Annotated in this window: 23 protein-coding genes and 1 other annotated feature; of the genes, 16 read left to right on the top strand and 7 right to left on the bottom strand. The window is 35.9% G+C overall.

Annotation, left to right across the window (positions count from 1 at the left end; translation table 11 throughout):
• Positions 1-201 precede the first annotated feature (201 nt).
• From ACIQ38_RS11395 to ACIQ38_RS11380, 4 genes are all read left to right on the top strand, one after another.
• On the top strand, positions 202-1,209 hold the full coding sequence (locus ACIQ38_RS11395; RefSeq protein ID WP_402822573.1) for a 2-hydroxyacid dehydrogenase: 1,008 nt from the start codon (positions 202-204) through the stop codon (positions 1,207-1,209).
• A gap of 100 nt (positions 1,210-1,309) precedes the next feature.
• Positions 1,310-1,957 carry a GntR family transcriptional regulator gene (locus ACIQ38_RS11390; RefSeq protein WP_402822517.1) on the top strand — a complete coding sequence of 216 codons (648 nt, stop codon included), beginning with the start codon at positions 1,310-1,312 and terminating at the stop codon, positions 1,955-1,957.
• 42 nt (positions 1,958-1,999) lie between these two features.
• On the top strand, positions 2,000-3,421 hold the full coding sequence (locus ACIQ38_RS11385; RefSeq protein WP_402822514.1) for an NAD-dependent succinate-semialdehyde dehydrogenase: 1,422 nt from the start codon (positions 2,000-2,002) through the stop codon (positions 3,419-3,421).
• Positions 3,422-3,516: 95 nt separating this feature from the next.
• A complete protein-coding gene (locus ACIQ38_RS11380) occupies positions 3,517-4,824 on the top strand; it encodes an aminotransferase family protein (protein ID WP_402822511.1) in 1,308 nt (435 codons plus the stop codon).
• Between the two features lie 124 nt (positions 4,825-4,948).
• Here the strand turns inward: ACIQ38_RS11380 and ACIQ38_RS11375 are convergent, their stop codons facing one another.
• Together ACIQ38_RS11375 and ACIQ38_RS11370 are read right to left on the bottom strand one after the other, a co-directional pair.
• Positions 4,949-5,479, bottom strand: coding sequence for a DUF6933 domain-containing protein (locus ACIQ38_RS11375; RefSeq protein WP_402822508.1), 531 nt, complete (start codon positions 5,477-5,479; stop codon positions 4,949-4,951).
• A gap of 116 nt (positions 5,480-5,595) precedes the next feature.
• Positions 5,596-6,444 carry an MBL fold metallo-hydrolase gene (locus ACIQ38_RS11370; RefSeq protein WP_402822506.1) on the bottom strand — a complete coding sequence of 283 codons (849 nt, stop codon included), beginning with the start codon at positions 6,442-6,444 and terminating at the stop codon, positions 5,596-5,598.
• A gap of 154 nt (positions 6,445-6,598) precedes the next feature.
• On the opposite strand from ACIQ38_RS11370, the gene ACIQ38_RS11365 reads away from it, so the two are divergent.
• The 3 genes from ACIQ38_RS11365 to ACIQ38_RS11355 all read left to right on the top strand — a co-directional run bounded on the left by ACIQ38_RS11365 (position 6,599) and on the right by ACIQ38_RS11355 (position 9,557).
• Positions 6,599-7,216 carry a TVP38/TMEM64 family protein gene (locus ACIQ38_RS11365; RefSeq protein ID WP_402822503.1) on the top strand — a complete coding sequence of 206 codons (618 nt, stop codon included), beginning with the start codon at positions 6,599-6,601 and terminating at the stop codon, positions 7,214-7,216.
• A gap of 22 nt (positions 7,217-7,238) precedes the next feature.
• Positions 7,239-8,297: an LTA glycolipid anchor biosynthesis glycosyltransferase, IagA/BgsA family gene (locus tag ACIQ38_RS11360; protein WP_402822570.1), complete on the top strand. Its 1,059-nt coding sequence runs from the start codon at positions 7,239-7,241 to the stop codon at positions 8,295-8,297.
• An 81-nt stretch (positions 8,298-8,378) separates the two neighbouring features.
• Positions 8,379-9,557, top strand: coding sequence for a glycosyltransferase family 4 protein (locus ACIQ38_RS11355; RefSeq protein ID WP_402822567.1), 1,179 nt, complete (start codon positions 8,379-8,381; stop codon positions 9,555-9,557).
• Between the two features lie 274 nt (positions 9,558-9,831).
• Here the strand turns inward: ACIQ38_RS11355 and ACIQ38_RS11350 are convergent, their stop codons facing one another.
• A complete protein-coding gene (locus ACIQ38_RS11350) occupies positions 9,832-10,203 on the bottom strand; it encodes a VOC family protein (protein ID WP_402822500.1) in 372 nt (123 codons plus the stop codon).
• A 301-nt stretch (positions 10,204-10,504) separates the two neighbouring features.
• On the opposite strand from ACIQ38_RS11350, the gene ACIQ38_RS11345 reads away from it, so the two are divergent.
• The 4 genes from ACIQ38_RS11345 (at position 10,505) to ACIQ38_RS11330 (ending at position 15,259) form a co-directional block, all read left to right on the top strand.
• The gene (locus ACIQ38_RS11345) at positions 10,505-10,867 is read left to right on the top strand and encodes a DUF1801 domain-containing protein (protein WP_402822497.1); all 363 of its coding nucleotides are present in this window, start codon (positions 10,505-10,507) and stop codon (positions 10,865-10,867) included.
• 50 nt (positions 10,868-10,917) lie between these two features.
• Positions 10,918-11,136: a binding site (T-box leader), on the top strand.
• A gap of 46 nt (positions 11,137-11,182) precedes the next feature.
• Positions 11,183-12,622 (top strand): proline--tRNA ligase, encoded by a 1,440-nt coding sequence (proS, locus tag ACIQ38_RS11340; RefSeq protein ID WP_402822494.1) that lies wholly within the window; start codon positions 11,183-11,185, stop codon positions 12,620-12,622.
• Between the two features lie 1,262 nt (positions 12,623-13,884).
• Positions 13,885-14,397, top strand: coding sequence for an RNA polymerase sigma factor (locus ACIQ38_RS11335; protein ID WP_402822491.1), 513 nt, complete (start codon positions 13,885-13,887; stop codon positions 14,395-14,397).
• Positions 14,384-15,259 carry a hypothetical protein gene (locus ACIQ38_RS11330; protein ID WP_402822488.1) on the top strand — a complete coding sequence of 292 codons (876 nt, stop codon included), beginning with the start codon at positions 14,384-14,386 and terminating at the stop codon, positions 15,257-15,259. Before ACIQ38_RS11335 ends, ACIQ38_RS11330 begins: the two co-directional genes overlap by 14 nt.
• A 45-nt stretch (positions 15,260-15,304) precedes the next feature.
• Here the strand turns inward: ACIQ38_RS11330 and ACIQ38_RS11325 are convergent, their stop codons facing one another.
• The 3 genes from ACIQ38_RS11325 to ACIQ38_RS11315 form a co-directional block, all read right to left on the bottom strand.
• Positions 15,305-16,366 carry an ATP-grasp domain-containing protein gene (locus tag ACIQ38_RS11325; RefSeq protein WP_402822485.1) on the bottom strand — a complete coding sequence of 354 codons (1,062 nt, stop codon included), beginning with the start codon at positions 16,364-16,366 and terminating at the stop codon, positions 15,305-15,307.
• Between the two features lie 265 nt (positions 16,367-16,631).
• On the bottom strand, positions 16,632-17,147 hold the full coding sequence (locus ACIQ38_RS11320; protein ID WP_402822482.1) for a hypothetical protein: 516 nt from the start codon (positions 17,145-17,147) through the stop codon (positions 16,632-16,634).
• 3 nt (positions 17,148-17,150) lie between these two features.
• Positions 17,151-17,840, bottom strand: coding sequence for a B3/B4 domain-containing protein (locus ACIQ38_RS11315; protein WP_402822479.1), 690 nt, complete (start codon positions 17,838-17,840; stop codon positions 17,151-17,153).
• Positions 17,841-17,895: 55 nt separating this feature from the next.
• Between ACIQ38_RS11315 and queG the strand changes: the two genes are divergently transcribed.
• The 4 genes from queG to ACIQ38_RS11295 all read left to right on the top strand — a co-directional run bounded on the left by queG (position 17,896) and on the right by ACIQ38_RS11295 (position 20,874).
• A complete protein-coding gene (queG, locus tag ACIQ38_RS11310) occupies positions 17,896-19,035 on the top strand; it encodes a tRNA epoxyqueuosine(34) reductase QueG (protein ID WP_402822476.1) in 1,140 nt (379 codons plus the stop codon).
• Positions 19,036-19,047: 12 nt separating this feature from the next.
• Positions 19,048-19,521, top strand: a complete 474-nt coding sequence (trmL, locus tag ACIQ38_RS11305) for a tRNA (uridine(34)/cytosine(34)/5-carboxymethylaminomethyluridine(34)-2'-O)-methyltransferase TrmL (RefSeq protein ID WP_402822474.1) — start codon at positions 19,048-19,050, stop codon at positions 19,519-19,521.
• A gap of 300 nt (positions 19,522-19,821) precedes the next feature.
• Positions 19,822-20,004, top strand: coding sequence for a hypothetical protein (locus tag ACIQ38_RS11300; RefSeq protein WP_093270605.1), 183 nt, complete (start codon positions 19,822-19,824; stop codon positions 20,002-20,004).
• Between the two features lie 39 nt (positions 20,005-20,043).
• Positions 20,044-20,874, top strand: coding sequence for an aldo/keto reductase (locus ACIQ38_RS11295; protein ID WP_402822470.1), 831 nt, complete (start codon positions 20,044-20,046; stop codon positions 20,872-20,874).
• A 32-nt stretch (positions 20,875-20,906) separates the two neighbouring features.
• On the opposite strand, the gene ACIQ38_RS11290 is transcribed toward ACIQ38_RS11295, so the two are convergent.
• Entirely contained in the window at positions 20,907-21,479 is a 573-nt protein-coding gene (locus ACIQ38_RS11290; protein WP_402822466.1) for a hypothetical protein, read from the bottom strand.
• A 980-nt stretch (positions 21,480-22,459) separates the two neighbouring features.
• Here ACIQ38_RS11290 and ACIQ38_RS11285 point away from each other — a divergent pair.
• Positions 22,460-23,173, top strand: a complete 714-nt coding sequence (locus ACIQ38_RS11285; protein ID WP_402822464.1) for a hypothetical protein — start codon at positions 22,460-22,462, stop codon at positions 23,171-23,173.

Raw genomic sequence — 23,173 nt, 5'->3', positions numbered from 1 at the left:
TAATCTTTTTGATTTTTTTACATAACCCATAAAAAGGTAACAGTAGGTTGAGGTATATTAACCAGGTAGCAGATTAAGAGTTTTAATACTCTATGTTCAAGGTAATCACAATTATTCTCAGCTAGAACTTTTCTAAAGTTTTTTTAGTGGTCATATTGTCGACTATCGACAATATAATAAAAACAAGGAGGGAATCATGTGATCAAAAAAACGATTATTGCCTATAATCGCTTGGAGCAACCTGTATTAGAACAATTAAATAGTAAGTATGAAGTTAAGTTTTTTAAAAACATAAATACTAAAACTGACAAAGTCTTTCTAGATTACTTAGAAAAAACGGAAGGGATTATTGGGCTAGAACTAGAGGTTGATAAGGATTTATTAGAAAATGCCCCAAATTTGAAAATCGTCAGTAATGTTTCTGTTGGCTATAATAATTTAGATTTGGAAGAGTTAGCGAAGAGGAATATTCTAGCAACTAATACACCAGATGTATTAACAGATACGGTTGCCGATACTATATTTGGTTTATTATTAGCTACGGCAAGAAGAATCCCAGAGTTAGACCATTTCGTTAAATCAAAACAGTGGAATGATCCATTAGAATCGGAACATTACGGCATAGATGTGCATCATAAAACATTGGGTATTATTGGAATGGGGAAAATAGGGCAAGCAATTGCCCAACGTGCAAATCTTGGATTTAATATGAAAATTTTATACAATAGCCGGACAAAAAAGCCGGAAGCGGAAGCAAAGTTTAAAGCTACCTATTGTAATTTGGATGAATTACTAAAGCAATCTGATTTCGTTGTACTAATAACTCCATTAACGGAAGAAACATATGGCTTTATTGGTAGAAGGGAATTTCAACTAATGAAAAGGTCGGCCATTTTTATTAACGGATCTAGGGGACAAACCATTGTTGAAGAGGATCTTATTGAAGCATTACAGAATGGTGATATTGCTGCAGCTGGTCTAGATGTTTTTAAAATAGAACCGGTTGAACATGACAATCCATTATTAAACATGAAAAATGTTGTCACGCTTCCTCATATTGGATCTTCAACCTTTGAAACAGAGTTGAAAATGTCTGAACTAGCGGCTAAAAACCTTGTTGCTGGTCTAAATGGTGACAAACCACCTTCCTTAATTAGTTTAGAAGTTTGGGAAAATAGTAAACCAGTAGTGGGTAAAAAAAACTGTTGATAAGTATTTAAAAAAGATTTATTTTCCATCAACCAATTGTCGACAATCGACTGACTAGCTAAACGTAACATAAGGGGAATATTTAGGGGGATTTCGTTTTATGAATGATTCCATCAAACAAGAGTCATTAGGAGAACTTGTAGCAAATGAAATAAGGAAAGCTATCTGGAATAAAGAACTAGAATTCGGCCAAAGGTTAATTGAAAATGATTTATCGGAAAAGTACGATGTTAGTCGAAGTACAATAAGAGATGCTCTAAAAATTCTTGAATATGAAGAATTGGTAATTAGTAAGCCAAGAAAGGGCACTTATATTTCTCCTTTTTCTAATAGAGATTGGAGAGAAATAATTGAACTTCGAACGATAGTAGAAGCTTATGCTTTCGCTAAAGCGATTCCAAAACTTGAAGATGCGCAAATAAATAAATTAGAGATGATTTTAGAAGAAATGCGCATCAATACAATAAATGAGAGTTGGAGAAATTTATTTGACTTAGACATGAAGTTCCATAGTTACGTTGTAAATTTATCTGGAAATTCTCGAGTTATTAGAATATATGAGTCAATTCAAGTTCAAATAAGAACTTTCCTCGTTAATCTTGATAAATATTATTCTAACCACCAGTCATTCTATGAAGAACAAAAAGAACTATTTGAAACGATGTTAACGAAAGATCCTGAACTAATTGATAAAAAGATCCGTATCCATATTGAATATGTAGAGGGCAAACTTCTAGCAAATGACTGAAATTTAATTGTTAATAAGTAAATTTTATTAGAGGTGATCTGTATGCAAAACTTATTGTTTATTGATGGAAAATGGACTGGGGAAAACTTGGAGAAGTTTCCCGTCTATAACCCTGCTACTGGTGACATAGTATCTGAAGTTCCAAGAGCCGGTAAAGAAGAGGCGCTTGCAGCCGTAGACGCGGCACATCGAGCGTTTGATTCATGGTCTGACACTACTGCTTATGAGCGAGCAGCTCTACTGAAAAAGTACTTTCATTTAATTATTAATCATGAAGAAGAACTAGCAGAATTAATGACGAAAGAAATGGGAAAGCCATTTACTGAAGCAAAAGGTGAAGTTCATTATGCTGCAAATTATATTGAGTGGTATGCAGAACAGGCAAAACGGATTTACGGTGAAACGATACCTAGCCATGATAAAAACAAACGGCTGCAAGTTTGGAAAAAACCTATTGGTGTTGTTGCTGCAATTACGCCATGGAATTTCCCAGCTGCCATGTTAACGAGAAAAATGGGACCAGCTCTAGCTGCTGGATGTACAGTCGTTATAAAGCCTGCTAGTGACACACCATTAACGGCAATTAAACTCGTAGAATTGGCGGAAGAAGCAGGTTTTCCAAAAGGAGTTATTAATATTGTCTCTGGTTCTTCTAGTGAAATAGGTGGTGTCTTTTTATCAGATCCACGTGTAAAAAAGGTTACCTTTACTGGTTCTACGGAAGTGGGAAAAGTTCTAATGAGACAAGGTGCTGACACCGTGAAGAAACTTAGCCTTGAGCTAGGCGGTCATGCCCCAATGATTGTTCTTAATGATGCAAATATCAAAACTGCAGTTCAAGGGGTCATGGCTTCAAAATTTAGAAATGGTGGTCAGACTTGCGTTTGTGTCAATCGAGTTTATGTACAGTCTAAAATTTATGAACAGTTCATTGATGCCTTTGCTGCCCAAGTAAAAGAGTTAAAAGTTGGTAATGGTTTGGAAAGTGGTGTAAATATCGGTCCATTAATTAATCAGACTGCTGTAGAAAAAGTCGCTGAACATGTAGAAGATGCTGAAAAAAATGGGGCTACAGTAGTTGTGGGTGGCAAGCAGCCAGAAGAAAAAGGGAATTATTATTTGCCAACAATCATTAAAGATGCAAATGAAAGTATGTTAATTATGCGTGAAGAAACATTTGGTCCAGTGGCTCCGATTCAAAAATTTGAAAGTGTTGAGGAGGCCATTAAACTAGCAAATGATACACCTTATGGTTTAGCGGCATATGTATTTACAGAAAATATGTCGCAAGGCACAAAAATTATTGAAAAATTAGACTATGGAATTATTGGTTGGAATGACGGGGCACCTTCTGCAGTGCAAGCTCCATTTGGAGGCATGAAAGAAAGTGGGCTTGGTCGTGAAGGCGGACACCAAGGTATTGATGATTTTCTAGAAATACAATACGTATCAATCGGGATCTAATAGATTGATAGATTTGTTTGAAGATCGATTCATTGAGTTGCTATTAAGAAAGGCACAAAAAGAGTAGTCCATAATATATTAGGAGGAGAAAAAATATGTCAATAACACCCCAAAAAAATTTAAAAGAAGAGTTAGTGGAGTTAGACAAAAAGCATTTTATTCATCCGACATCTAATATGAAACAGCTTCAAGAAAATGGTCCGACATTTATTTTTACTGAAGGTGACGGGATTTATTTGAAGGATGTAGAAGGAAGAAAGTTAATGGACAGTCTTTCCTCCCTTTGGAATGTAAACATTGGACATGGGCGTAAGGAACTTGCAGAAGTCGCAAAAGAACAAATGGAAAAACTAGCATTCACTTCTACTTTTAATAACTGGAGCCATGAACCAGTAATTAGGCTTGCCGCTGAAATTGCAAAATGGACACCTGGAGATTTAAATGCGACATTCTTTACTTCTGGTGGATCAGAATCGAATGATACTGCTTTTAAAACTGTTCGTCATTATTGGAAAATTAAAGGTCAGCCAGAAAAAAAGAAAATTATATCTAGAAAACTCTCTTATCATGGCGTTGCAATGGGAGCAACAAGTGCAACGGGTATTGAACAATTCCATACGTTTACAACTTCAATCGCTCCCGATTTCCATTATGTCGATAGTTCAGTAGTATCATTGAAAGAACTGATTGAAAAAGAAGGAGCTGATACAATTGCTGCATACATTTCAGAGCCTGTTCAAGGATCTGGTGGGGTAAATCTTCCTCCCGAAGGATATTTCCAAGAGGTTAGAAAAATTTGTGATGAAAATAATATCTTATTTATTGCGGACGAAGTGATTTGTGGTTTTGGTCGTCTAGGAACGAACTTCGGTATTGAACGATTCGGTGTGATCCCAGACATTATTACGATGGCTAAAGGTATAACGAGCGGATACGCGCCATTAGGTGGTATGATTCTTTCTGAAAGACTTCATAATGATATTATTGAAAATACTGAAGGAAACTTCTGGCATGGATATACGTATAGTGGTCATCCGACTGCAGCTGCTGTTGCACTCAAAAATTTGGAAATTATTAAGCATGAAAAATTATTGGATAATGTTAATGTCGTTGGAAAACAAATGCTTGAAGGTTTTGAGTGGATAAAAGAACAAAATGATAATGTGGACAATGTTCGCGGAATCGGCTTACTTGGAGCAATTAGTCTAGAAAAAGCTTCAAAATCTGCTGAACCAATCGGACCTAAAGTAGTTGCAAAAGCGCTTGAAAAGGGGCTAATTTGCCGTTCTGTTATTTACGACGGGCAAGATACTCTTGCATTTGCACCACCTCTTATAATCACGAAAAATCAAATGGATGATATGATTACGATCGTCAATGAATCTATTAAAGCGGTAAAATAGTATAGGCAGGTTGGCATTTATGCCAACCTGTTTTCAAATTATGGTTTGTACCCGAAATATTACTTTTTTCGGTCTAATTCACCATTCAACTTTATTTCAAAATTCTATTACATTTCTACTTATCTCAAGCCTTTGTTTGGAATATTGGAGTACCTGCCAAGGCTTCCAAATCCTTATACATTTCTTGATTTGGATAGATGTATTCTTTTTTTCCATCACCGACTAAAAAACTGCTAAGCTTTAGGCTTGCGGCAGTTTGATAAATTGTATGATTATCAATCAATTTATCTAAGAAATATAAGGTTTCACATGCTTTATTCATCCTTGCAACTAATGTCCTGTTTTTTGTTTTCGAATAAGTAAAGTTCTTAGCGGAATCAATGAACTGCTCAATCACGTCGTTGTTTATCGCCTCTTGTTCAAAGGTATGACGGATAGCTTGTAAAATAATCTTGTCCATATTTTTAAAATCATTAGCTTTAAGTCCATACAAAACAATTGCGTAACGATTCCTATCGTTTACAAGTACAACTGCTTTTCTCCGATTAACGATTATCAAATTGGCATGCCATGATGTAAGTGGTTTCTCCTCATCAACAGTTTCTGGATTCTTCTTTAATTGATCTAACAACTTTTTTGTACATTGAATAATCATAAATTCAAATCCCTTCCTGGCATAATTTTCTCCATATACATTCAAAATCAATCCCAGATATTCTGTACAATATGGTTCTATTTAATAAAAAGGAGTTACTCTCCCGTTTTGCATCGTTACGCGTACCCATTCACAAAGTACCTGATTATTTCTAAATCGTCTTCCGTTAACTCACGTCCGAAATGTGAGGACATCTCTGCAGCAACAGTATTTAACTCCCCATTATGTTTCTTTGTTAATGAAGCACTTGTCTTCAATAATAAAGCAAAGCGATCAAATTCATCCTTTGTCAAAGGTGCTGGATGATGAGAGAGGAAATAAATATCTGCATCATAGCTTTCAATCTTCTCTAAAAGCTTACACATCTTTTCGATGGTATAATGCCATTTTTCTGCATACATATTTGCGTAGAGGCAGTCACCAAGAAATAGCGCTTTTTCCTCCGATATATAGATAAGATTGGAATCAGATGAATGATCGCCACCAACATGTTCAATGATGCAGGTAACGCCACCAAGATTCAGTGTAATTCGCTTTTCAAAAATAATAGAGGGATTTGGTATGATAACCTCTCGATTACTTCCAAGCTCCAATTTTATCGCATCGGCACAAAAGGGAATTTCTATCCCTGCTTCCACACGTTTATCTAACTCTTTATCTTCCCATGAGAACTCCTGTAGTTGAGTTATTTTATCATTGGTTATGACATTAGCAATTGAAGGCATGTCCATTTCACGCAAGCCAAATACATGATCCCAATGCCAATGTGTAAGAGCCAGAATATCTCCACTGATATGATTGGAAGTCAATTGCTCTTTGAATTGTCTTGCGTGATTAGATGAATTCCCCGCATCGATCAATAATGTCTGCTCATCTCCTACAATAGCTGCTAATATCGGACGATCTGTTTTTTGATATGGAGGAAGGTAGAACAGACGATTCGAAAGTTTTTGTAATGTTTGCATGTATTCGTACTCCTTCAAAAATGTTTGTATCGTTCATTGTATCCTATTTACATTTCAACACAATAACATAACATTACTTTTACAAAAATGCCATTGTTCTAAAAAACATGAAAGCATACACTGAAGGCAAGACACTTTTACTGAAGGTGGATCAATGGAAGAGATAGGAGTTAAAGGTACAAATAAATTAGTGAACTATTTATTAAATTATTCTACCCTACTCGGAATGCTTATAATTGGCGCATTTATTATTTATGGCTATAAGCATGGACTTTTTACTTCAACTGAAACATTTAGGAATTTTATAGTAAGTTTTGGTATTTGGGCACCGATCATATTTATTTTCATTCAAATTATTCAAGTTATCATACCGATATTGCCTGGTGCCATAAGTTGTGTTGTAGGGATAATAATTTTCGGGCCTTGGGTTGGCCTGCTATATAATTATATCGGTATTTGTATAGGCTCTATTATTGTTTTCTTACTTGCTCAAAAATACGGTAGACCGTTTGTTAGGCGGATCGTTGGGAAAAAGTCTTTTGAAAAGTATGTTGGTTGGATATATAAGGGAAATACATTTGATAAAATGTTCGCTTATGCTATTTTCTTTCCAATAGCTCCAGATGATCTACTTTGTTATATTGCAGGTTTAACCAAAATGAAACTACAAAAATTCATCGTCATTATTTTATTAGGAAAACCACTGTCTATTACTATATATAGCCTTGGTTTAACTGCTCTTTTGCAATACTTGATTGGATTTGTTAAATAACGACAAAGGAGCGAAGTGTGTGATGAAAGTATTATTGTATTCAGAGCATATAAAGCTAGTGGAAAAAAGCGGTGTAGGTAGAGCGATAAGTCATCAAAAAAAAGCTTTAGAGGAAAGTAACTTGGCTTATACGATTAATAAAAAGGATAATTTTGATATCGTTCATATTAATACAGTTTTTCCAAGTTCTTTATGGATGAGCAGAGTAGCGAGGGCAAAGGGAAAAAAAGTTGTTTATCATGCGCACTCTACAGAAGAAGATTTTAAAAATTCATTTAGAGGCTCCAACTTTTTAGCTCCATTCTTTAAAAAATGGCTGATGAAATGTTATAGCAGTGGTGATTTGATCATTACCCCGACCCCTTATTCTAAAAGGCTCTTAGAAGGATACGGTTTAACTAAGCCTATTGTGAATATATCTAATGGGATTGATTTGCAATATTTTACGAAAAATAATCAATATAGTAAGAGGTTCAGAGAAAAGTATGGATTAGGTGAGCACGATAAGGTTATTATGTCAGTTGGACTTTATATAGAAAGAAAAGGAATATTAGACTTTGTGGAACTTGCAAAATCGATGCCAGAATATACGTTTATTTGGTTTGGTTATACAAATATAAATGTGGTATCAGCTAAAGTGAAAGCTGCAGTAGAAACTATTTTACCGAATTTATTTTTCCCTGGTTATGTTGATCGTGAACAACTGCGAGATGCATATAGTGGAAGTGATTTGTTTTTATTTCTGACACATGAAGAAACAGAAGGAATTGTACTACTGGAAGCATTGGCTATGAAAATACCAGTATTGGTTCGTGATATTCCAATTTACGAAGACTGGCTAACTAATAAAGAAAATGTGTATAAAAGTAATAATTTCGAACAATTTCAAGGAACCATTAAAGGAATAGTAAATAATGAATTCCCTTCTTTAGTGGAGCAAGGCTACGATGTAGTAAAAGAAAGGGATATTCGATTAATAGGACAACAATTAGAAAAAGAATATAGGAAGTTGATGGCCGCTTCAGATTTAGGATATATCATGAAGAAAGTAAAAAAGCTTAATGCAGATGATACTTTTTAAGTTTTAAAACAAGCGGAGAAAATTTACTCTACTTTACTAAAGGATGATTGGACGATCAGCTAAAAAAGAGGGTGCTTTGTGATGAAAATTGGACTTTTTACCGATACCTACTATCCACAAATTAATGGAGTAGCGACTTCTGTCTTAATTCTAAAAGAAAATCTAGAAAGACTAGGACATCAAGTGTATGTATTTACAACGACCGATCCGAACGCAATAGAAGATGAAAGCAATGTTTACAGAATGCCTAGCATTCCATTCGCAAGTGCAAGACGCTTAGGAATGTTCTATCATAGTGGTTTAGTAAAGTTTATAAAAGGACTAAAACTGGATATTATTCATACGCATACCGAATTTTCGTTAGGAGTTTTTGGAAGATCAATGGCAAGAAAATTAAATATTCCCCTTCTCCATACATACCATACCATTTATGAGGATTATACGCATTACATAGTAAAGTTTAAACTATTCGATTTTATTGCCAAAAATACAGCAAGGAAAATTAGTGCTAATTTCTGTAATTCTGTAGATCGAGTCATTGCTCCGACGGAAAAGGTGAAAGAATTACTACGTTCATATAAAGTAAATCAACATATATCTGTAATTCCAACGGGTATCGAGCTTAGTAAGTTCTCTTCATTTGCCAAATCATCCATGGCAGTTAAAAACTTGCGTACTGAATTAGGCATCAGAGAAAAAGATAAAGTGCTTTTATATATTGGAAGGATTTCAGAGGAAAAAAATATTGGAGAGCTACTAGTATCGATGCAACCCTTATTGATTAGTAACACTGACATAAAGTTTGTGCTAATAGGCGATGGTTTAGAAAAAAGTAATTTAGAAGAGCTGGCCATAAAATTAAGGATCAAAGACCAGACAATCTTCGCTGGGGAAAGACCTTGGGATTCCATAGGGATGTATTACCAATTGGGGGATGTTTTCATTAGTGCTTCCCAAAGTGAAACACAGGGGCTTACTTATATCGAAGCACTGGCTTCAGGACTGCCTCTTGTAGCAAAAGCAGACCAATGTTTAGATGGTGTTCTGCAAAATGGTGTAAACGGTTATACGTTTCAAGGGAAGGACGATTTTTTACAATCTATAAATGCAATTTTAACTAATGACAGCTATAAAGAACTAATGTCTATTGGAGCTGTCCAATCAGTAGAAAAGTTTTCTGCTAGGCATTTTGCTCTAGCTGTTGAGGCTGCTTACATGAATGTTCTTGTGGAGTGTAAAAGTTATCATAATGTTTCCTAATGAATTCAATTATTTTAGCGCAAAGTCATCCTTTTAATAGGGCGGCTTTGTGCTTTTTTATGCAAAGTATTACGATGGTTGCCGAGTTGGACAATAAAACATGAGAAGTGGACAATCTTAACTGATAGTTGGACAAACTTTCAAAATATGCTCCCTTTGCTAGAAAAAAGTATGTAAGCATTATTAATATGACAATATCTTAAATAAAAAGCGCATTCTTCTACTAATGACTGTAGAAGAATGCGCTTTTGTTCTTGGATTCAGCGATACTTTTTTAACGATGTTGATCTACAAGAATTTGATTGCCGTCTGGATCTTCGATTGTAAAATGTGCTGGTCCTTCACTAGTTTCATCTGCTTCTGTTAGCATCTTGATTCCTTTTGCTTTATACTGCTTTTGAATTTCACGAATATCTGTAAAAGAATCGAGATTCTCTGCATTTTGATTCCACCCTGGATTAAAGGTCAGAATGTTCTTCTCAAACATTCCTTGAAATAGTCCGATAACGCAATCACCATTCTTTAAAATAAGCCAATTTTGAGTGATGTCCCCACCTAAAACTTCAAAGCCAATGTTTTCATAAAAAGTTTTGGATACGTGAATGTCTTTTACATTCAAACTAACAGAAAATGCACCTAAACTCATATTTTCTCCTCCTTCGATCAATAGAATATTCAAGTAATTTATTGCACGAAATAATCAATTTGTTTTAAGTATAAATGAGGATATTAAGTTGTACAACATTTACCATAATAGTAGTAAGAATTTTTTTATAATTACTATCTGATAGATTTGAATGTCTTACTAAACTATTTAAATATCCGCTTGTTTTTGTATAAACAAGGACTTCCATATGGCATAATGGAAGTTAATACTGAAGCATAAGATAATGCGTTGATAAAGATGCTCGAGAGATTAAAAAATAAATAATAATAGGTGATAATTAATGGATGAAAACGTAAGGACTATTGAAGAGGTTGATCAATACATTTCGAATTTACCGGATGATATTCAACACATTACAGCTGAATTGAGAAATATCATTCTTAATTCTTCTTCAAAACTTACTGAAGAGTATAAATGGTCTATGCCTAATTATTCTTGTAATGGATTAGTTTGTTATTTGCAAGCATCCAAAAAACATGTGAATCTTGGTTTTCAAAGAGGTAATGAACTACTTGACAAGAACAAATTATTACAAGGCATGGGCAAAACTATGAGACATATTAGAATAAAAAAGATGGAAGATATTCAATCAGATGCTTTTACTTCATTAATTATAGAAGCACTTGCATTGAATGAGAATTAAGCGATAAAGGAATTGTATTAAATACTTCTATTTGGTATATTATTAAGTATATATAGTCTTTGAAGTGACCAAGTAAATGAGAATTGTGAAACAGAAAATATAGCAGCTTGCTGAGAGCTATATCACCGCTTCTTGTTGAAACCTACCACGGAGATGTTATGCAAACATAACCGAGTCGTTTTCGTTAACAAACGTTTAGAGGGCTAAATAATGATTTTAGCTAAACTAAGGTGGTACCACGTCTATTCAAGCACAGAGACGTCCTTTTATTAGGGCGATTCTGTGCTTTTTCATTATTTTAAGGAGGATTTTAAAATGACAAATCAACAGCAAAACGATTTTTCAAAATGGTATATCGACACAATTCAAAAGGCAGATTTAATGGATTACACACCAGTACGTGGATGTATCGCATTTAAACCAGATGGCTTTGAAATTTGGGAACATATCCAAGATGAAATGAACAGACGGTTTAAAGAAACAGGACATCGCAATGCATACTTTCCAATGCTTATTCCGGAGTCTTTCTTCCAAAAAGAAAAGGATCATATCGAAGGATTCGCTCCTGAGCTTCCATGGGTAACAGAGGCAGCTGGCGAGAAGTTAGAAGAACGTTTGGCACTTCGCCCAACATCTGAAACAATGATTGGACATTTGTATTCGGATTGGATTAAAAGTTATCGTGATCTTCCAGTACTTATTAACCAATGGGCGAACGTATTCCGTTGGGAGAAAAAAACACTTCCTTTCATTCGTACTTCTGAATTTTTATGGCAAGAAGGGCATACTGCGCATGTAGACGAAGAAGAAGCACGTCACGAAACAATGCAAATGCTTAATATCTATAAAGAGGTTGTAGAAGAACTTTTAGCTATTCCAGTGTACGATGGTCAAAAAACTCCTTCTGAACGCTTTGCAGGAGCAGTAGATACGTATTCCATTGAAGCTATGATGAAGGATGGTAAAGCTGTTCAAGCTGGTACATCTCATTATCTTGGAACTAAGTTTGCAGAAGCATTTGATATTAAATATTTGAACAAAGAGAACAAACATCAGCATGTGCATACAACTTCATGGGGTACATCTACACGTTTAATCGGTTCAGTTATTATGGTTCATGGAGACGAGCAAGGGCTTGTACTGCCACCACGTGTAGCTCCAACTCAAGTTGTATTAATACCAGTAGGACCATGGAAAAAGAACCCTGCTATTATGGAAAAACTGGATGAAGTATTTGCTGCACTAAAAGCAAAAGGTATCCGCGTACGTTTAGATGATTCTGACCAATCTCCTGGCTATAAATTTAATGAGTGGGAGTTAAAAGGTGTTCCAGTTCGTGTTGAATTAGGACCTCGTGATTTAGAAAACAACCAAGCATTAGTAAAAGCACGTGACGAAGCTGATAAAGTGTCTGTAGATATTCCTAATTTAGTGGAGCGTATTGAAGAAGAACTAACAACAATGCAATCACGTTTACTTGAAAAAGCTCGTGCATTCCGTGATGAGAACTCCCATACTAATGTGGATTCTCTAGAACAGTTAAAACAGCATCTGACTGATTCAACTGAAAAAGGAGAAATCCCAGGATGGATTCTTGCAGGATGGTGTGGGGATGACGCTTGTGAAGAGAATGTGAAGAATGAAACGAAATTCACGACACGTAATATTCCATTTAATCCACCAGCTGAAAAAGCAACATGCATCAACTGTGGTAAGGATTCGAAACATACTGTATGGTTCGGTCGTGCTTACTAATTAAATAGGAAATATAGATAAAAAATCAACCATTGCTTGTTAAATGGTTGATTTTTTATTGCTTAGAAAACAATAAAATATGGATAACTTTTACATATCGTAAATAAGTTATGTCTTTTTAGATCGTGCGTAGTATAGGGTTAATGCGAATTAGCAAGCTCAATTGGGTGACTGCTGTATTTCCGCTGGGCAAGTGATGAGCGGCTACGTCGCTAACGCACTTGCAGGGTCTCGCACCGTCGTGCAAAATACCAAAGAATGGCTAAGGGCAATCAAACAGCTATTGAAAGCAACTAGTTGGAGTTCGAGAGCAACTAAAATGAGTAAAAGAGCAACTAAATTGCAGATGAAAGCAACTAATTCTTACAATAGCTCTTTACTTGGAGTGAGACGACTATGATTTCAACCTATTATAGGGATAAGTAGTTTAAAAGCCAGCCGAACTCGCTAGAGATGGCTCATTTTGCTCACTTATTCCGACTGGAGTCAACGCTTGCATCGAAAATCAATGGAAATCACTTGCTTATTCAATATTTGCTTGCTAATACCAAAGAATAGTACATCTTATGGGCCCATTTTATACAGTAAATGGCTTAGAGCAAGCAACCATTCATTGGAAGCAACCAATTCCAGTCTGAAAGCAATCAAATCATCACGAGAGCAACCAAATAGCCGATGAAAGCAACTGAATTCTTAAATCAGCAAGTTTACTTAGGGTGAGACGACTATAGTTTCTATGTACTATAGGAACAATACGTTATAGAGCTGTCTGAGCACGCGAGCGAGTATCCGGATATACTGGGGTTGTCGTGTTCAGCTACCATATTTTCTGTTTCGGTGTGTGCATTGTAATGTTCGGAGTTGTGATTGTTGCGCACACTGTGGATATTGTCTCGTTCAACCAATTCATGTTAATTTGGGACACCGATAAGTCAGTGTTTTATCATTGATTTTCGCAGCAGGGAGGCGACTCCAGTAGGATCAAGTGAGTAAGATGAGACTTCACAACGTACGCGCGTAGGCGCGGCGGTGAAGGCTCATCACTCACCCCACGGAAAGCGTCCGCCCTGCTGCGAAAATCCCTGCGGACACTTCATACAACTCACTATCTCCATTAAATGAGACATCCCATAAATATTTTTCATTTACATTTACCGTATCGACGAATAGATAGTTACTTTAGCGTTTTGTTCTTTTTTTCAATATTTCATGTAAGATAAATGAAATACATTCGTCTAATTATTAGAGAAAGGGGGGATCCCTTGGAGAAGAACTTGATAGAAAAGTGGTTTGAGCTATATGAAAGAGATATTACTAGCTTTCTAATGTACTACACTGGATCAATGGACATTGAAGATATGGTACAAGAAACATTTCTTCGTGCATGGAGCAAAATAAATAAATATAACGAGAGCTCTCATCCAAAAACATGGCTCATATCCATCGCTAGAAATATGGTAATCGATCGTTACCGAAGAAATCGACTTTGGAGCAAAATTAAGCAGACGTTATTACAAGAGCAGAATTTTTCTATTAGTACAGAACAACATATCATTCTAAATCAAGAAAACAGCCATTTATACAATGCTATTAGTAAGCTGCCATCAAAGGATAAAGAAGTCATTATTCTTAAAGGGATTTTGGAGATGTCATCTAAGGAAGTTGGACGTGTTATGAAAAGTAATGAGAATAATATTAATGTAATGTATCATCGCTCCTTGAAAAAACTGAAGGCACTCTTGGAAAAGGAGGGATATGAACATGGAGGATTATAAGGAACTGCAAAATCATTTGAAAAACCTTCCTAAATATTCACTGGAGAATGAACAAAAAGAGAAATTATTAAATACGTTAAAATCTAAGCAGAATTTACGTAAGAAACCATTCTTATTAAAACCAATACTGACCATTGCAGGCATATGCTCTATTCTTCTACTTCTTTTATTAACGCATGAAGATACTTACAAATTAAGTGCACAACAAGGAACAGTTTTTACATTACCAGATAGAGATCAAGAAGTACTGGGAGTGGAAGGTAGGATAGGGATTCTTGTTTTTAATGAACAATTTGTTGCAGAGGACAAGAGAAGAGTAGCTAAGATGATGCTTTACTTCTGGGGAGATGAGCATGCGCTTGTGGACAAAAATTTCCGAGTAGAAGCGGAAAATACAAAAAGAGAAAAGATTGTGTTAACAGAAGGAGTACTCTCAAGCGGCCTTTATAGTGAGGATGCTCATACATTAGCTAGATTTGTTCCGTTCCCATCGGAAGGGGAATGGCAGTTATCCTTTTATGTGGAAGATACACTATTCGAAGCATTTACAGTTAATGTCCTCCCGCCATTCCCTAAAACGGCAAACTATGCACTCGTTGATTCTCCAAAGGAAATTCCAATCGGTGAAGCTTATGAAGTATTTTTAGAAACCGCAATGGGAGAAAAGGAAATTATAGAGGTGAAGTTACTCGATAACAAAGGGAGAGTAGTGGAAACTACCGTTTTTAAGCAGGACAGTAGCGTGATAGACGGTGGAGGGGCAGGAATAATTTATTATTACAAAGGCGAACTTACATGGAAGGAGCACGGAAAGTGGAAGCTCCTCATTGATGGAGAAAAAACGGGAATATTTGAGAATTAGAATAAAGACGTTCCTTTATAAATGAAAAAGGAACGTCTTTATTTATTATGCTAATACAACAGAATCTTCGATGGATGATAAAATAACAGGTTGTTCAATATGGGTTGCTTTTACCCCGTATTTAGCATGCAATGTTTCTACTTGGCCACCGAGTAATAGTTTTACTGCATAATAAGGAATATTAATATCTGATAGACAACTTATATGTAATCCTCCGCTCATACGAGGGTTAATCTCTAATAGCTTGGGAATACCATCTTTATATTTGACTTGGATATTGAAAACAAAAGGAATCTTATATTGTCGGGCCATTTTCTCAGCGATTTCTATTAGTTCTTCATTGTATTCAATTTCTCGAATACGTCCATTCCCTTTCTTTCTAGGAAGAGCGACTAATAATGTACCGTCTGCCCCTGCTAAACAATCAATACTATATTCGTAGCCATCTAGGTATTCCAATACCATTAAGTCAGGGAAGTGCTTCTGTGTTTGTAAAATCTTAAAAGCTGTGTCGTAGGAAATCTTTTGAGAAGAAGCTGTATTGAATATAAAGGGAATAGTATCGGCCTCATTATCGATTATACGAAACCCGCTTGCTCCTTCTCCTACTATTGGTTTAATACATAGTTTCATATTATCTTTTCCTAATTCTTCATAAGCCTGTTTGAAGCCTTCTACATCGTTTACAATTCGGTAAGAAGGAATAGGAACGATATATTGTCCTTCTTTTTCAAGCTCCTCTAAAGAGCGATACATGGCCGCTTTGTCATCCATCAATCTCATTAAGTCACCGTTAGGACATACTAACACCTTAACGCCAATCTCTTCGAACACTTTTATATTTTGTGAGATGAGTACATTTTCTTTTCGTGGAACAAATACATCAATATTATTTTGTAAACAGTACTCTAAACAAAATTGAAGATATTCCTCACCGTCAATATCTGGCTCTGTTCCTGATACATCACAATTTTTAAAGTAAACAGTATCTGGATTAGGATGCGTACCGTAAATCATAAATTGTTGTTGATCTGGATTATGTCGAATCAATTCCATATAATGTGCTACAGTTGAAAACCATCTATTGAACCAAATATTAATCGCCATATTAAATCCCCATTTTCTATGTATTATTTTTAGAATAATTCAAGATTAGAATGTTTTAAAAACGCTCCTTCACCAAAAGTGAAAAGGAGCGTTCTCATAGTAGGAAATCGGAAAATACACTAATTGGGTATCGTTTGCAATTGCAAAAGGATAGTCATTAGTCATTGGTCACAAAGTGAATGGTTAGAGGTTATTGGTTTGTCTAATTCAATTTGAGAGTGATTTCCTAACTATGCCTTGGTAAGGAGTCTCACCTTACCAAGGATCATGCATATTTTTCATCATCAAAATTAATGGTAATAGAATAATTTTTTGCATTTATGTTGCTGGATAATTTATTTGCATCTTTTTCAAATTGAAGAGCTTTCAACCGGTAATTTTCCGGTTCGAATAAAGCGACTTGTACATAAGTAGCACCATCGCCGTATCCATACTGCACTACTTGTTTTTCAGCAGCTCCTAGCTGTTTATAAATTCTAGCTTGGGCTCGCAATTGTGTAGCAAGTTCGATTGCTTCCACAATGGTATATTCTTTTTCCTTAAAGGAAACGTTATTTTGAACATTTGCTTCGTAAATTAGTTTGTCGAGCGTTCGAATATCTTTTCTAGTTTCGGTTAATTCCAAGTCTACATTTGCTACATTGCGAGGTCCTATAACTGGAACACTATCTTTTTCGATTACTGTATATGCAACTCGCATCATTTCTTCTTCTAGTTCATGCACTCTTTTTAGTAAAATACTTTTTAGTTTAACAGCTTCTGCTAGTGAGATATTGGACATGGATCAGTTCCTCCATTCTTTATATTCATTAGATAATAGGATGGAATTTACTTCCCCACCATGTATTTGATGGAACATATCGCCTATTGAATGTAATAGCTTCTCTCCTTCTTCTTGACTTATGGAAGGGCGAAGAAAAACGACTTGAATTGCTTCAGTAGTATCCTTTGTAACTGCAGTTCGGATGGAATCTACAAAAGGACTTCCAAATGCTCCAGCTGTATCATGGAGGGCAATGATATTTTTTAGTACATTTTCCCGTCCATTTAATCCTGCATATTGGGAGTCTTCTGTTCCAAGGGATATGGTAATATCTCCTTGGATTTTATGAAAATCGTATATGCCCATTGGTATTTCATATTGTAAGGAGAAGAAGTTATTTAAATCTACTGCAGAATGCATTGGTGTGATATAATTTTGTTTTGCAATTCGTCGATATAATGCTTCCGTGGAGTGGCGATATCTGTTTGGGTCAGCACCAAACTTTTTCCATAATGCTCGCCATTCTTTAATGCCGTTAAATTCGGTTACTTTTTTTTCCTCCATTTCAAAGAAAAGCTGTTCTTGAAATAATTGGAGGCGACCTTTAAGCATTTGAGGCGAAGGAGAAACGACAATTTTGGTATAATGAATAATGCCTATTTTAAATGTAGGTTCGATTTGCAATAAAGAATCATCTAACGTAACAATCATAGCAACCATCCTTATAACTATTTTCTTTAGTGTATCATAAGAAAGGAGAACAATCGTGAATATCAATCAGTTTCAACAACAATTAATAGAATACGCAGCCTCCATTGGAATTGATAAAATTGGATTTACGTCTGCTTCTCCATTTCATGAATTAAAAAATAGATTAATTCGTCAACAAGAGCTAGGATATGCTTCTGGTTTTGAAGAACCGGACATTGACAAAAGAACAAATCCAGAACTTTTGCTTTCAGAAGCAGAAAGTATTATTGCTATCGCCATTGCTTATCCTTCCAAGATGAAAGACGCTCCGCAAAGTGTAAAAGGTGCTAGACGTGGAATATTTGCCAGAGCTTCTTGGGGGACTGATTATCATACGGTATTACGCGAAAAACTAGCCCTATTAGAGCTATATATATTAACACATATGCCAAATGCTCGATTGCGTTCCATGGTAGATACAGGTGAGCTTTCAGATCGGGCCGTTTCAGAGCGAGCTGGGATCGGTTGGAGTGCGAAAAACTGTGCAATTATTACACCAGAATTTGGTTCATATGTATATTTAGGGGAGATGATTACGTCCATTCCTTTTGCACCAAGCGAGCAAATGGAGGATCAGTGCGGAGATTGCACACTTTGTTTAGATATCTGTCCGACAGGTGCTTTAATCCAAGGCGGACAGTTAAATGCACAGCGTTGTATAGCATTTATCACACAAACAAAAACAATGGTACCAGATGAGTTTCGAACGAAAATAGGGAATCGTATATATGGCTGCGATACTTGCCAAACGATTTGTCCGAAAAATAAAGGAAAAGCGAATTTGCATCAAGAAGCATTTACACCTGAACCAGAGCTTGTGAAACCACTGCTCCTACCATTGCTGAAAATGACGAATCGTACATTTAAAGAAACGTACGGACATATGTCTGGTGCTTGGAGAGGGAAAAACCCGATTCAGCGAAATGCTATTATAGCGCTTGCGCATTTCAAAGAAGTTTCTGCTGTCCCTACATTGATCGAGTTAATGGAAAATGATGCTCGTCCAGTCATAAGAGGCACAGCAGCTTGGGCAATCGGAAAGATAAACACGGATGAAGGACTAGCAGCTTTAAAGAAAGCAGAGCAAAATGAAGAAGTGGATGAAGTGTTAGAAGAAATACGTAAAGGACTTCAATTTTATATTTTAGAGAATTAGGAAGTGGAAATAGTGAGTATTAATATTGTATTATATCAACCAGAAATCCCGGCAAATACAGGGAATATCGCTAGAACATGCGCAGGAACAGGTGCAAAACTACATCTAATCAGACCACTTGGATTTTCAACAGATGACAAAATGCTTAAACGAGCAGGATTAGACTATTGGGAACATGTAGATATTACGTATTATGATGGGTTGGATGAATTTTTTGCGGCACATCCAAAAGCAGAATATTATTTGATCACGAAGTTTGGGGCAAAACCACATACTACTTATAACTTTAGTGATGTGGAGAAGGATCATTTCTTTATTTTTGGACGTGAAACGAAAGGATTGCCAGCTGAACTGATTGAAGCTCATCCAGACAGAGCACTTAGAATCCCTATGAATGATAATATTCGTTCCTTAAATTTATCAAACACTGCTGCAATACTAATATATGAAGCTTTAAGACAACAAGATTATCCAAATCTACACTAAAAAACGGACGCAGCCTTAAAAGGCTCGTCCGTTTTAATATACTATCTTACTTTTTAGATGCACCTGGTTTGTCATCGTATCCAGCAGTGAAGATGGCAGATAGGAATGCTACACAAACGCCAAGAACTAGGATTAATCTCATATTAAGCGCCTCCTCCAGTATATTCTGTAATTAGTATACCTTACTTTAAGCTAAAAAGAAATATTGGCAAAAATGAATTTATGGCGAAAATGGTACCTCTAAAGAGTTGCATCTGTCTAATAATTCTACTAGGATATAGAAAAGGAGTGATTTTTTAAATGAGTAATTTGAAAAATGGTCCAGAAAACGGTTCGATGGCAACAAATATGGAAGAAGTAAAGCAACTAGGCAAGCAAATGGAGAAACTCAGAGATGACAACGAGCTAGAAAAAGATCATCGAGTATCCGATCCAGCCCAATCAGATGATACTTCTTCTATGAAACAAAGGAAAAACGACTGATTTTTTCAGTCGTTTTCTTTAAAAGAAAGGAAGAGAGATATGGAATTACATAAAAATTCAACAAAACGTTTAGCAAATGGCATAGAAATGCCACGTATTGGTTTAGGAGTTTACAAAATGACCGAACCAGATATTACGCTACAAGCAATATCCACTGCACTAGACAATGGCTATCGTCATATTGACACTGCCTCATTTTATGCAAATGAGAAAGAAGTCGGGGAGGCAGTTCGTAACTCTAAACTTGCTAGAGAAGATATTTTCATCACAACCAAAGTTTGGAATACAGATCAAGGGTACGACCAAACATTAAAAGCTTTTGAAAAATCACTAGAGTTACTTGGATTAGAATATGTAGATTTATATTTAACCCACTGGCCAATAAAAGAAACATATGTCGATACATACCGCGCAATCGAGCGTTTATATGAAGAAAAACTAATCCGTGCAACAGGTGTTTCTAATCACCACCAACATCATTTAGAAGCAATTGCCGCAAAAGCAAACATACAGCCAATGGTCAATCAAATTGAATGTCATCCAAGACTAACACAAGTGGATTTGCGACAATATTGTGCTGAAAAAGAGATTGCAATTACTTCATGGTCCCCATTAGCAAGAGGAGGACTACTCGAAGAACCGATTTTACAGGAAATCAGTAGCAAATACGGCAAATCACCAGCACATGCAATTATCCGTTGGCATTTGCAAAGTGATTTAATCGTCATTCCAAAATCTATAACACCTTCTAGAATAATAGACAACTTGGATGTATTTGATTTTGAATTATCTGCTGAAGATATGAAACGGATCGACGCACTAAATTTAAATGAACGAACTGGTATGGACCCAGATAATTTAAAGTTTTAAAACAAAATTAGAGGTACATGAATTATTGCGATTCATGTACCTCTTTTTGTCTTTTTCTTTATTTGTTCCATTTGTTCCTTATATTCTTTTTCTACTTCTGTTGTAGTCGGGATAAATGGCTGCTTATTATGATCAGTTCGTTTGCCGTATCGGAACATTTCATAAATAATCATTCCATTATTAGGCATACCATTTAATGTTTTCATTGGTACCAAATCAAATAGAACATAGTAGAACGCATAAAAAATAAATCGTTCCCAAAAAGTTTGGTACTCTTCTAAGATGTCATTAGCTAGAAGTGCGTTAATGATCAATGCAAGGAAGAGGTTAACGGCAATAGGGCCAGCATAAATACAAATATAAGCAAATTTACTTTCTCTTCTTATCGCATCATAAGAAAACCAACTATATAGATGGTAATATTTCCGAATGTCAAAAATTCCTATTTTAATAATTCGAGGGCCAGATCCGATTGTGAGTCTTGGGTTTTCTACACCTAACATTTTACTAACAATTAAGTAACCAGTTTCTCTTAAAAATACTACGATAGGCAAGATGATGAAAGCTGAAATAATGACCGATAGTAAATCTGAAAATCCGAACAAGTTTATCGCTTCCCTCTGCATTGTGATATCGCTTTATTTAATTGCATACCCGCCATAAGTGAATTAAACCTTGTAAGATATTTCCTAGTCTTATATAAAAAAGTATCGGTGGCATACCGATACTTTTTTTGCTTTGGAAAATCTAGTTATTAAGGGGATTTTTCCAATAAAAAAAAGATATGCTATTTTTATTTCATACGCCTTATAAGGTTAATGTGTCTTAGTGAGATGTATGAAGTGTCCGCAGGGATTTTCGCAGCAGGGCGGACGCTTTCCGTGGGGTGAGTGATGAGGCTTCACCGCCGCGCCTACGCGCGTACGTTGTGAAGTCTCATCTTACTCACTTAATCCCTTCGGAGTCGCCGCCCTGCTGCGAAAATCAATGGAAAATACTCACTTAGCAGTGTCCGAAATTAACAAAAAGTAGTTGAACGAGACAATATACACTGCGAACGCGACAAACTAGTCTAGCTGATGCCGGCTAGGCGAGTTCGGCGGGCTTTTAGCATATTATTCCTATAATCTGCCTGAATTATGGTCGTCTCAATCTAAGTAAAGAGCTATTGTAAGAAATTAGTTGCTTTCAATGCCTATTTAGTTGCTCTCATGCTGATTTTAATTGCTTTCATACTAAAATTAGTTGCTTTCAATAGCTATTTGATTGCCCTTAGCCATTCTTTGGAATTTTGCACGACGGTGTGAGACCCTGCAACAGCGTTAGCGACGTAGTGGCTTGTCACTCGTCCTGCGGGAATTTATCTACCTTCTTATTGAGCTTGCTACGACGCTTTATCCCTATTATGTGCAACACTCCATTCATCGTTTCTGTTTGTCATTTCGGTTAGAAACCCGTGCTTGAGTTTTGATGTTGCGTCCAGCAAAGGTATAGGCATTATTGATATTTAGTTTAAACAATTTGGGGCAGGGAAGATAAATAAAGAGAATCTTTTTAAATAACTATCAAGAAAGGAATGGGAATATTGGATATGAACGAACAAAACAATCAACCATATGCCGATCAGTTGAGCGCACAAGAACGATTACAAACAGCTGCAATTGCGATGGAATCTAACAAACAACTACATGCCACTGATATGAATGGAAAAAGAGGGACGGATACTACAGTGGATCTAGAGGTAGTCGAACAATTAATAGAGGATTGGCCAACACTTTCTAAAAAAGTAACGAAAAAAATGATGGAGTTTTATGGCCCACCGAATGACACTACATATTCAACAGTTATTTGGTATTATAATGGTCCATGGAAGAAAACAATTGTTTATAAGGAAGGGGTTCCTCATGATTTTCCTGAACCTCATGTAGATATGCTAGAACAATCTATTGATTATCATGTACCAGCAAATAAAGCTGGAGAAATAGCAAAACTAGAAGGCAGCCTTGTGATTGATAGAACGAGGGGAGAGGTCTCCGTACATTGTGATAATGAAGGCGCAAATACATTGTCTATGAATATGATGCATGAAATAGTAACTGGGAAAAGGACTGCTGAAGAAGCACGAGAAAAAATTGCGGAACAAATTACCGAGTTTTTAATGAACAGACCTGCACCGTATGCGGAAAAGTTTCAGTTTGAACTTCCTCAAAAGGAACAAGTGGATCCTGATGTGACAATTGTTAAAGATGAGGAGCTTATGCAAGCCGTGGAAAGTACAAAGAAAGAATTAAATTTGTAA

Origin of the sequence: Psychrobacillus sp. NPDC096389 (assembly GCF_044762855.1) — a bacterium.
In the GTDB taxonomy this organism is placed as follows: domain Bacteria; phylum Bacillota; class Bacilli; order Bacillales_A; family Planococcaceae; genus Psychrobacillus.
The sequence above is the reverse complement of the archived record's forward strand: the minus strand, read 5'-3'. Positions and strand labels throughout refer to the sequence as shown.

What these genes read in the sequence shown, in the direction of transcription:
- ACIQ38_RS11390 (WP_402822517.1), top strand. Translation starts at nt 1,310, where the DNA reads ATGAATGATTCCATCAAACAAGAGTCATTAGGAGAACTTGTAGCAAAT.
- ACIQ38_RS11325 (WP_402822485.1), bottom strand. Translation starts at nt 16,366, where the DNA reads ATGGCGATTAATATTTGGTTCAATAGATGGTTTTCAACTGTAGCACAT.
- ACIQ38_RS11320 (WP_402822482.1), bottom strand. Translation starts at nt 17,147, where the DNA reads ATGTCCAATATCTCACTAGCAGAAGCTGTTAAACTAAAAAGTATTTTA.
- ACIQ38_RS11385 (WP_402822514.1), top strand. Translation starts at nt 2,000, where the DNA reads ATGCAAAACTTATTGTTTATTGATGGAAAATGGACTGGGGAAAACTTG.
- ACIQ38_RS11295 (WP_402822470.1), top strand. Translation starts at nt 20,044, where the DNA reads ATGGAATTACATAAAAATTCAACAAAACGTTTAGCAAATGGCATAGAA.
- ACIQ38_RS11330 (WP_402822488.1), top strand. Translation starts at nt 14,384, where the DNA reads ATGGAGGATTATAAGGAACTGCAAAATCATTTGAAAAACCTTCCTAAA.
- proS (WP_402822494.1), top strand. Translation starts at nt 11,183, where the DNA reads ATGACAAATCAACAGCAAAACGATTTTTCAAAATGGTATATCGACACA.
- ACIQ38_RS11380 (WP_402822511.1), top strand. Translation starts at nt 3,517, where the DNA reads ATGTCAATAACACCCCAAAAAAATTTAAAAGAAGAGTTAGTGGAGTTA.
- ACIQ38_RS11300 (WP_093270605.1), top strand. Translation starts at nt 19,822, where the DNA reads ATGAGTAATTTGAAAAATGGTCCAGAAAACGGTTCGATGGCAACAAAT.
- ACIQ38_RS11355 (WP_402822567.1), top strand. Translation starts at nt 8,379, where the DNA reads ATGAAAATTGGACTTTTTACCGATACCTACTATCCACAAATTAATGGA.
- ACIQ38_RS11370 (WP_402822506.1), bottom strand. Translation starts at nt 6,444, where the DNA reads ATGCAAACATTACAAAAACTTTCGAATCGTCTGTTCTACCTTCCTCCA.
- ACIQ38_RS11345 (WP_402822497.1), top strand. Translation starts at nt 10,505, where the DNA reads ATGGATGAAAACGTAAGGACTATTGAAGAGGTTGATCAATACATTTCG.
- ACIQ38_RS11350 (WP_402822500.1), bottom strand. Translation starts at nt 10,203, where the DNA reads ATGAGTTTAGGTGCATTTTCTGTTAGTTTGAATGTAAAAGACATTCAC.
- ACIQ38_RS11365 (WP_402822503.1), top strand. Translation starts at nt 6,599, where the DNA reads ATGGAAGAGATAGGAGTTAAAGGTACAAATAAATTAGTGAACTATTTA.
- ACIQ38_RS11360 (WP_402822570.1), top strand. Translation starts at nt 7,239, where the DNA reads ATGAAAGTATTATTGTATTCAGAGCATATAAAGCTAGTGGAAAAAAGC.
- ACIQ38_RS11375 (WP_402822508.1), bottom strand. Translation starts at nt 5,479, where the DNA reads ATGATTATTCAATGTACAAAAAAGTTGTTAGATCAATTAAAGAAGAAT.
- ACIQ38_RS11315 (WP_402822479.1), bottom strand. Translation starts at nt 17,840, where the DNA reads ATGATTGTTACGTTAGATGATTCTTTATTGCAAATCGAACCTACATTT.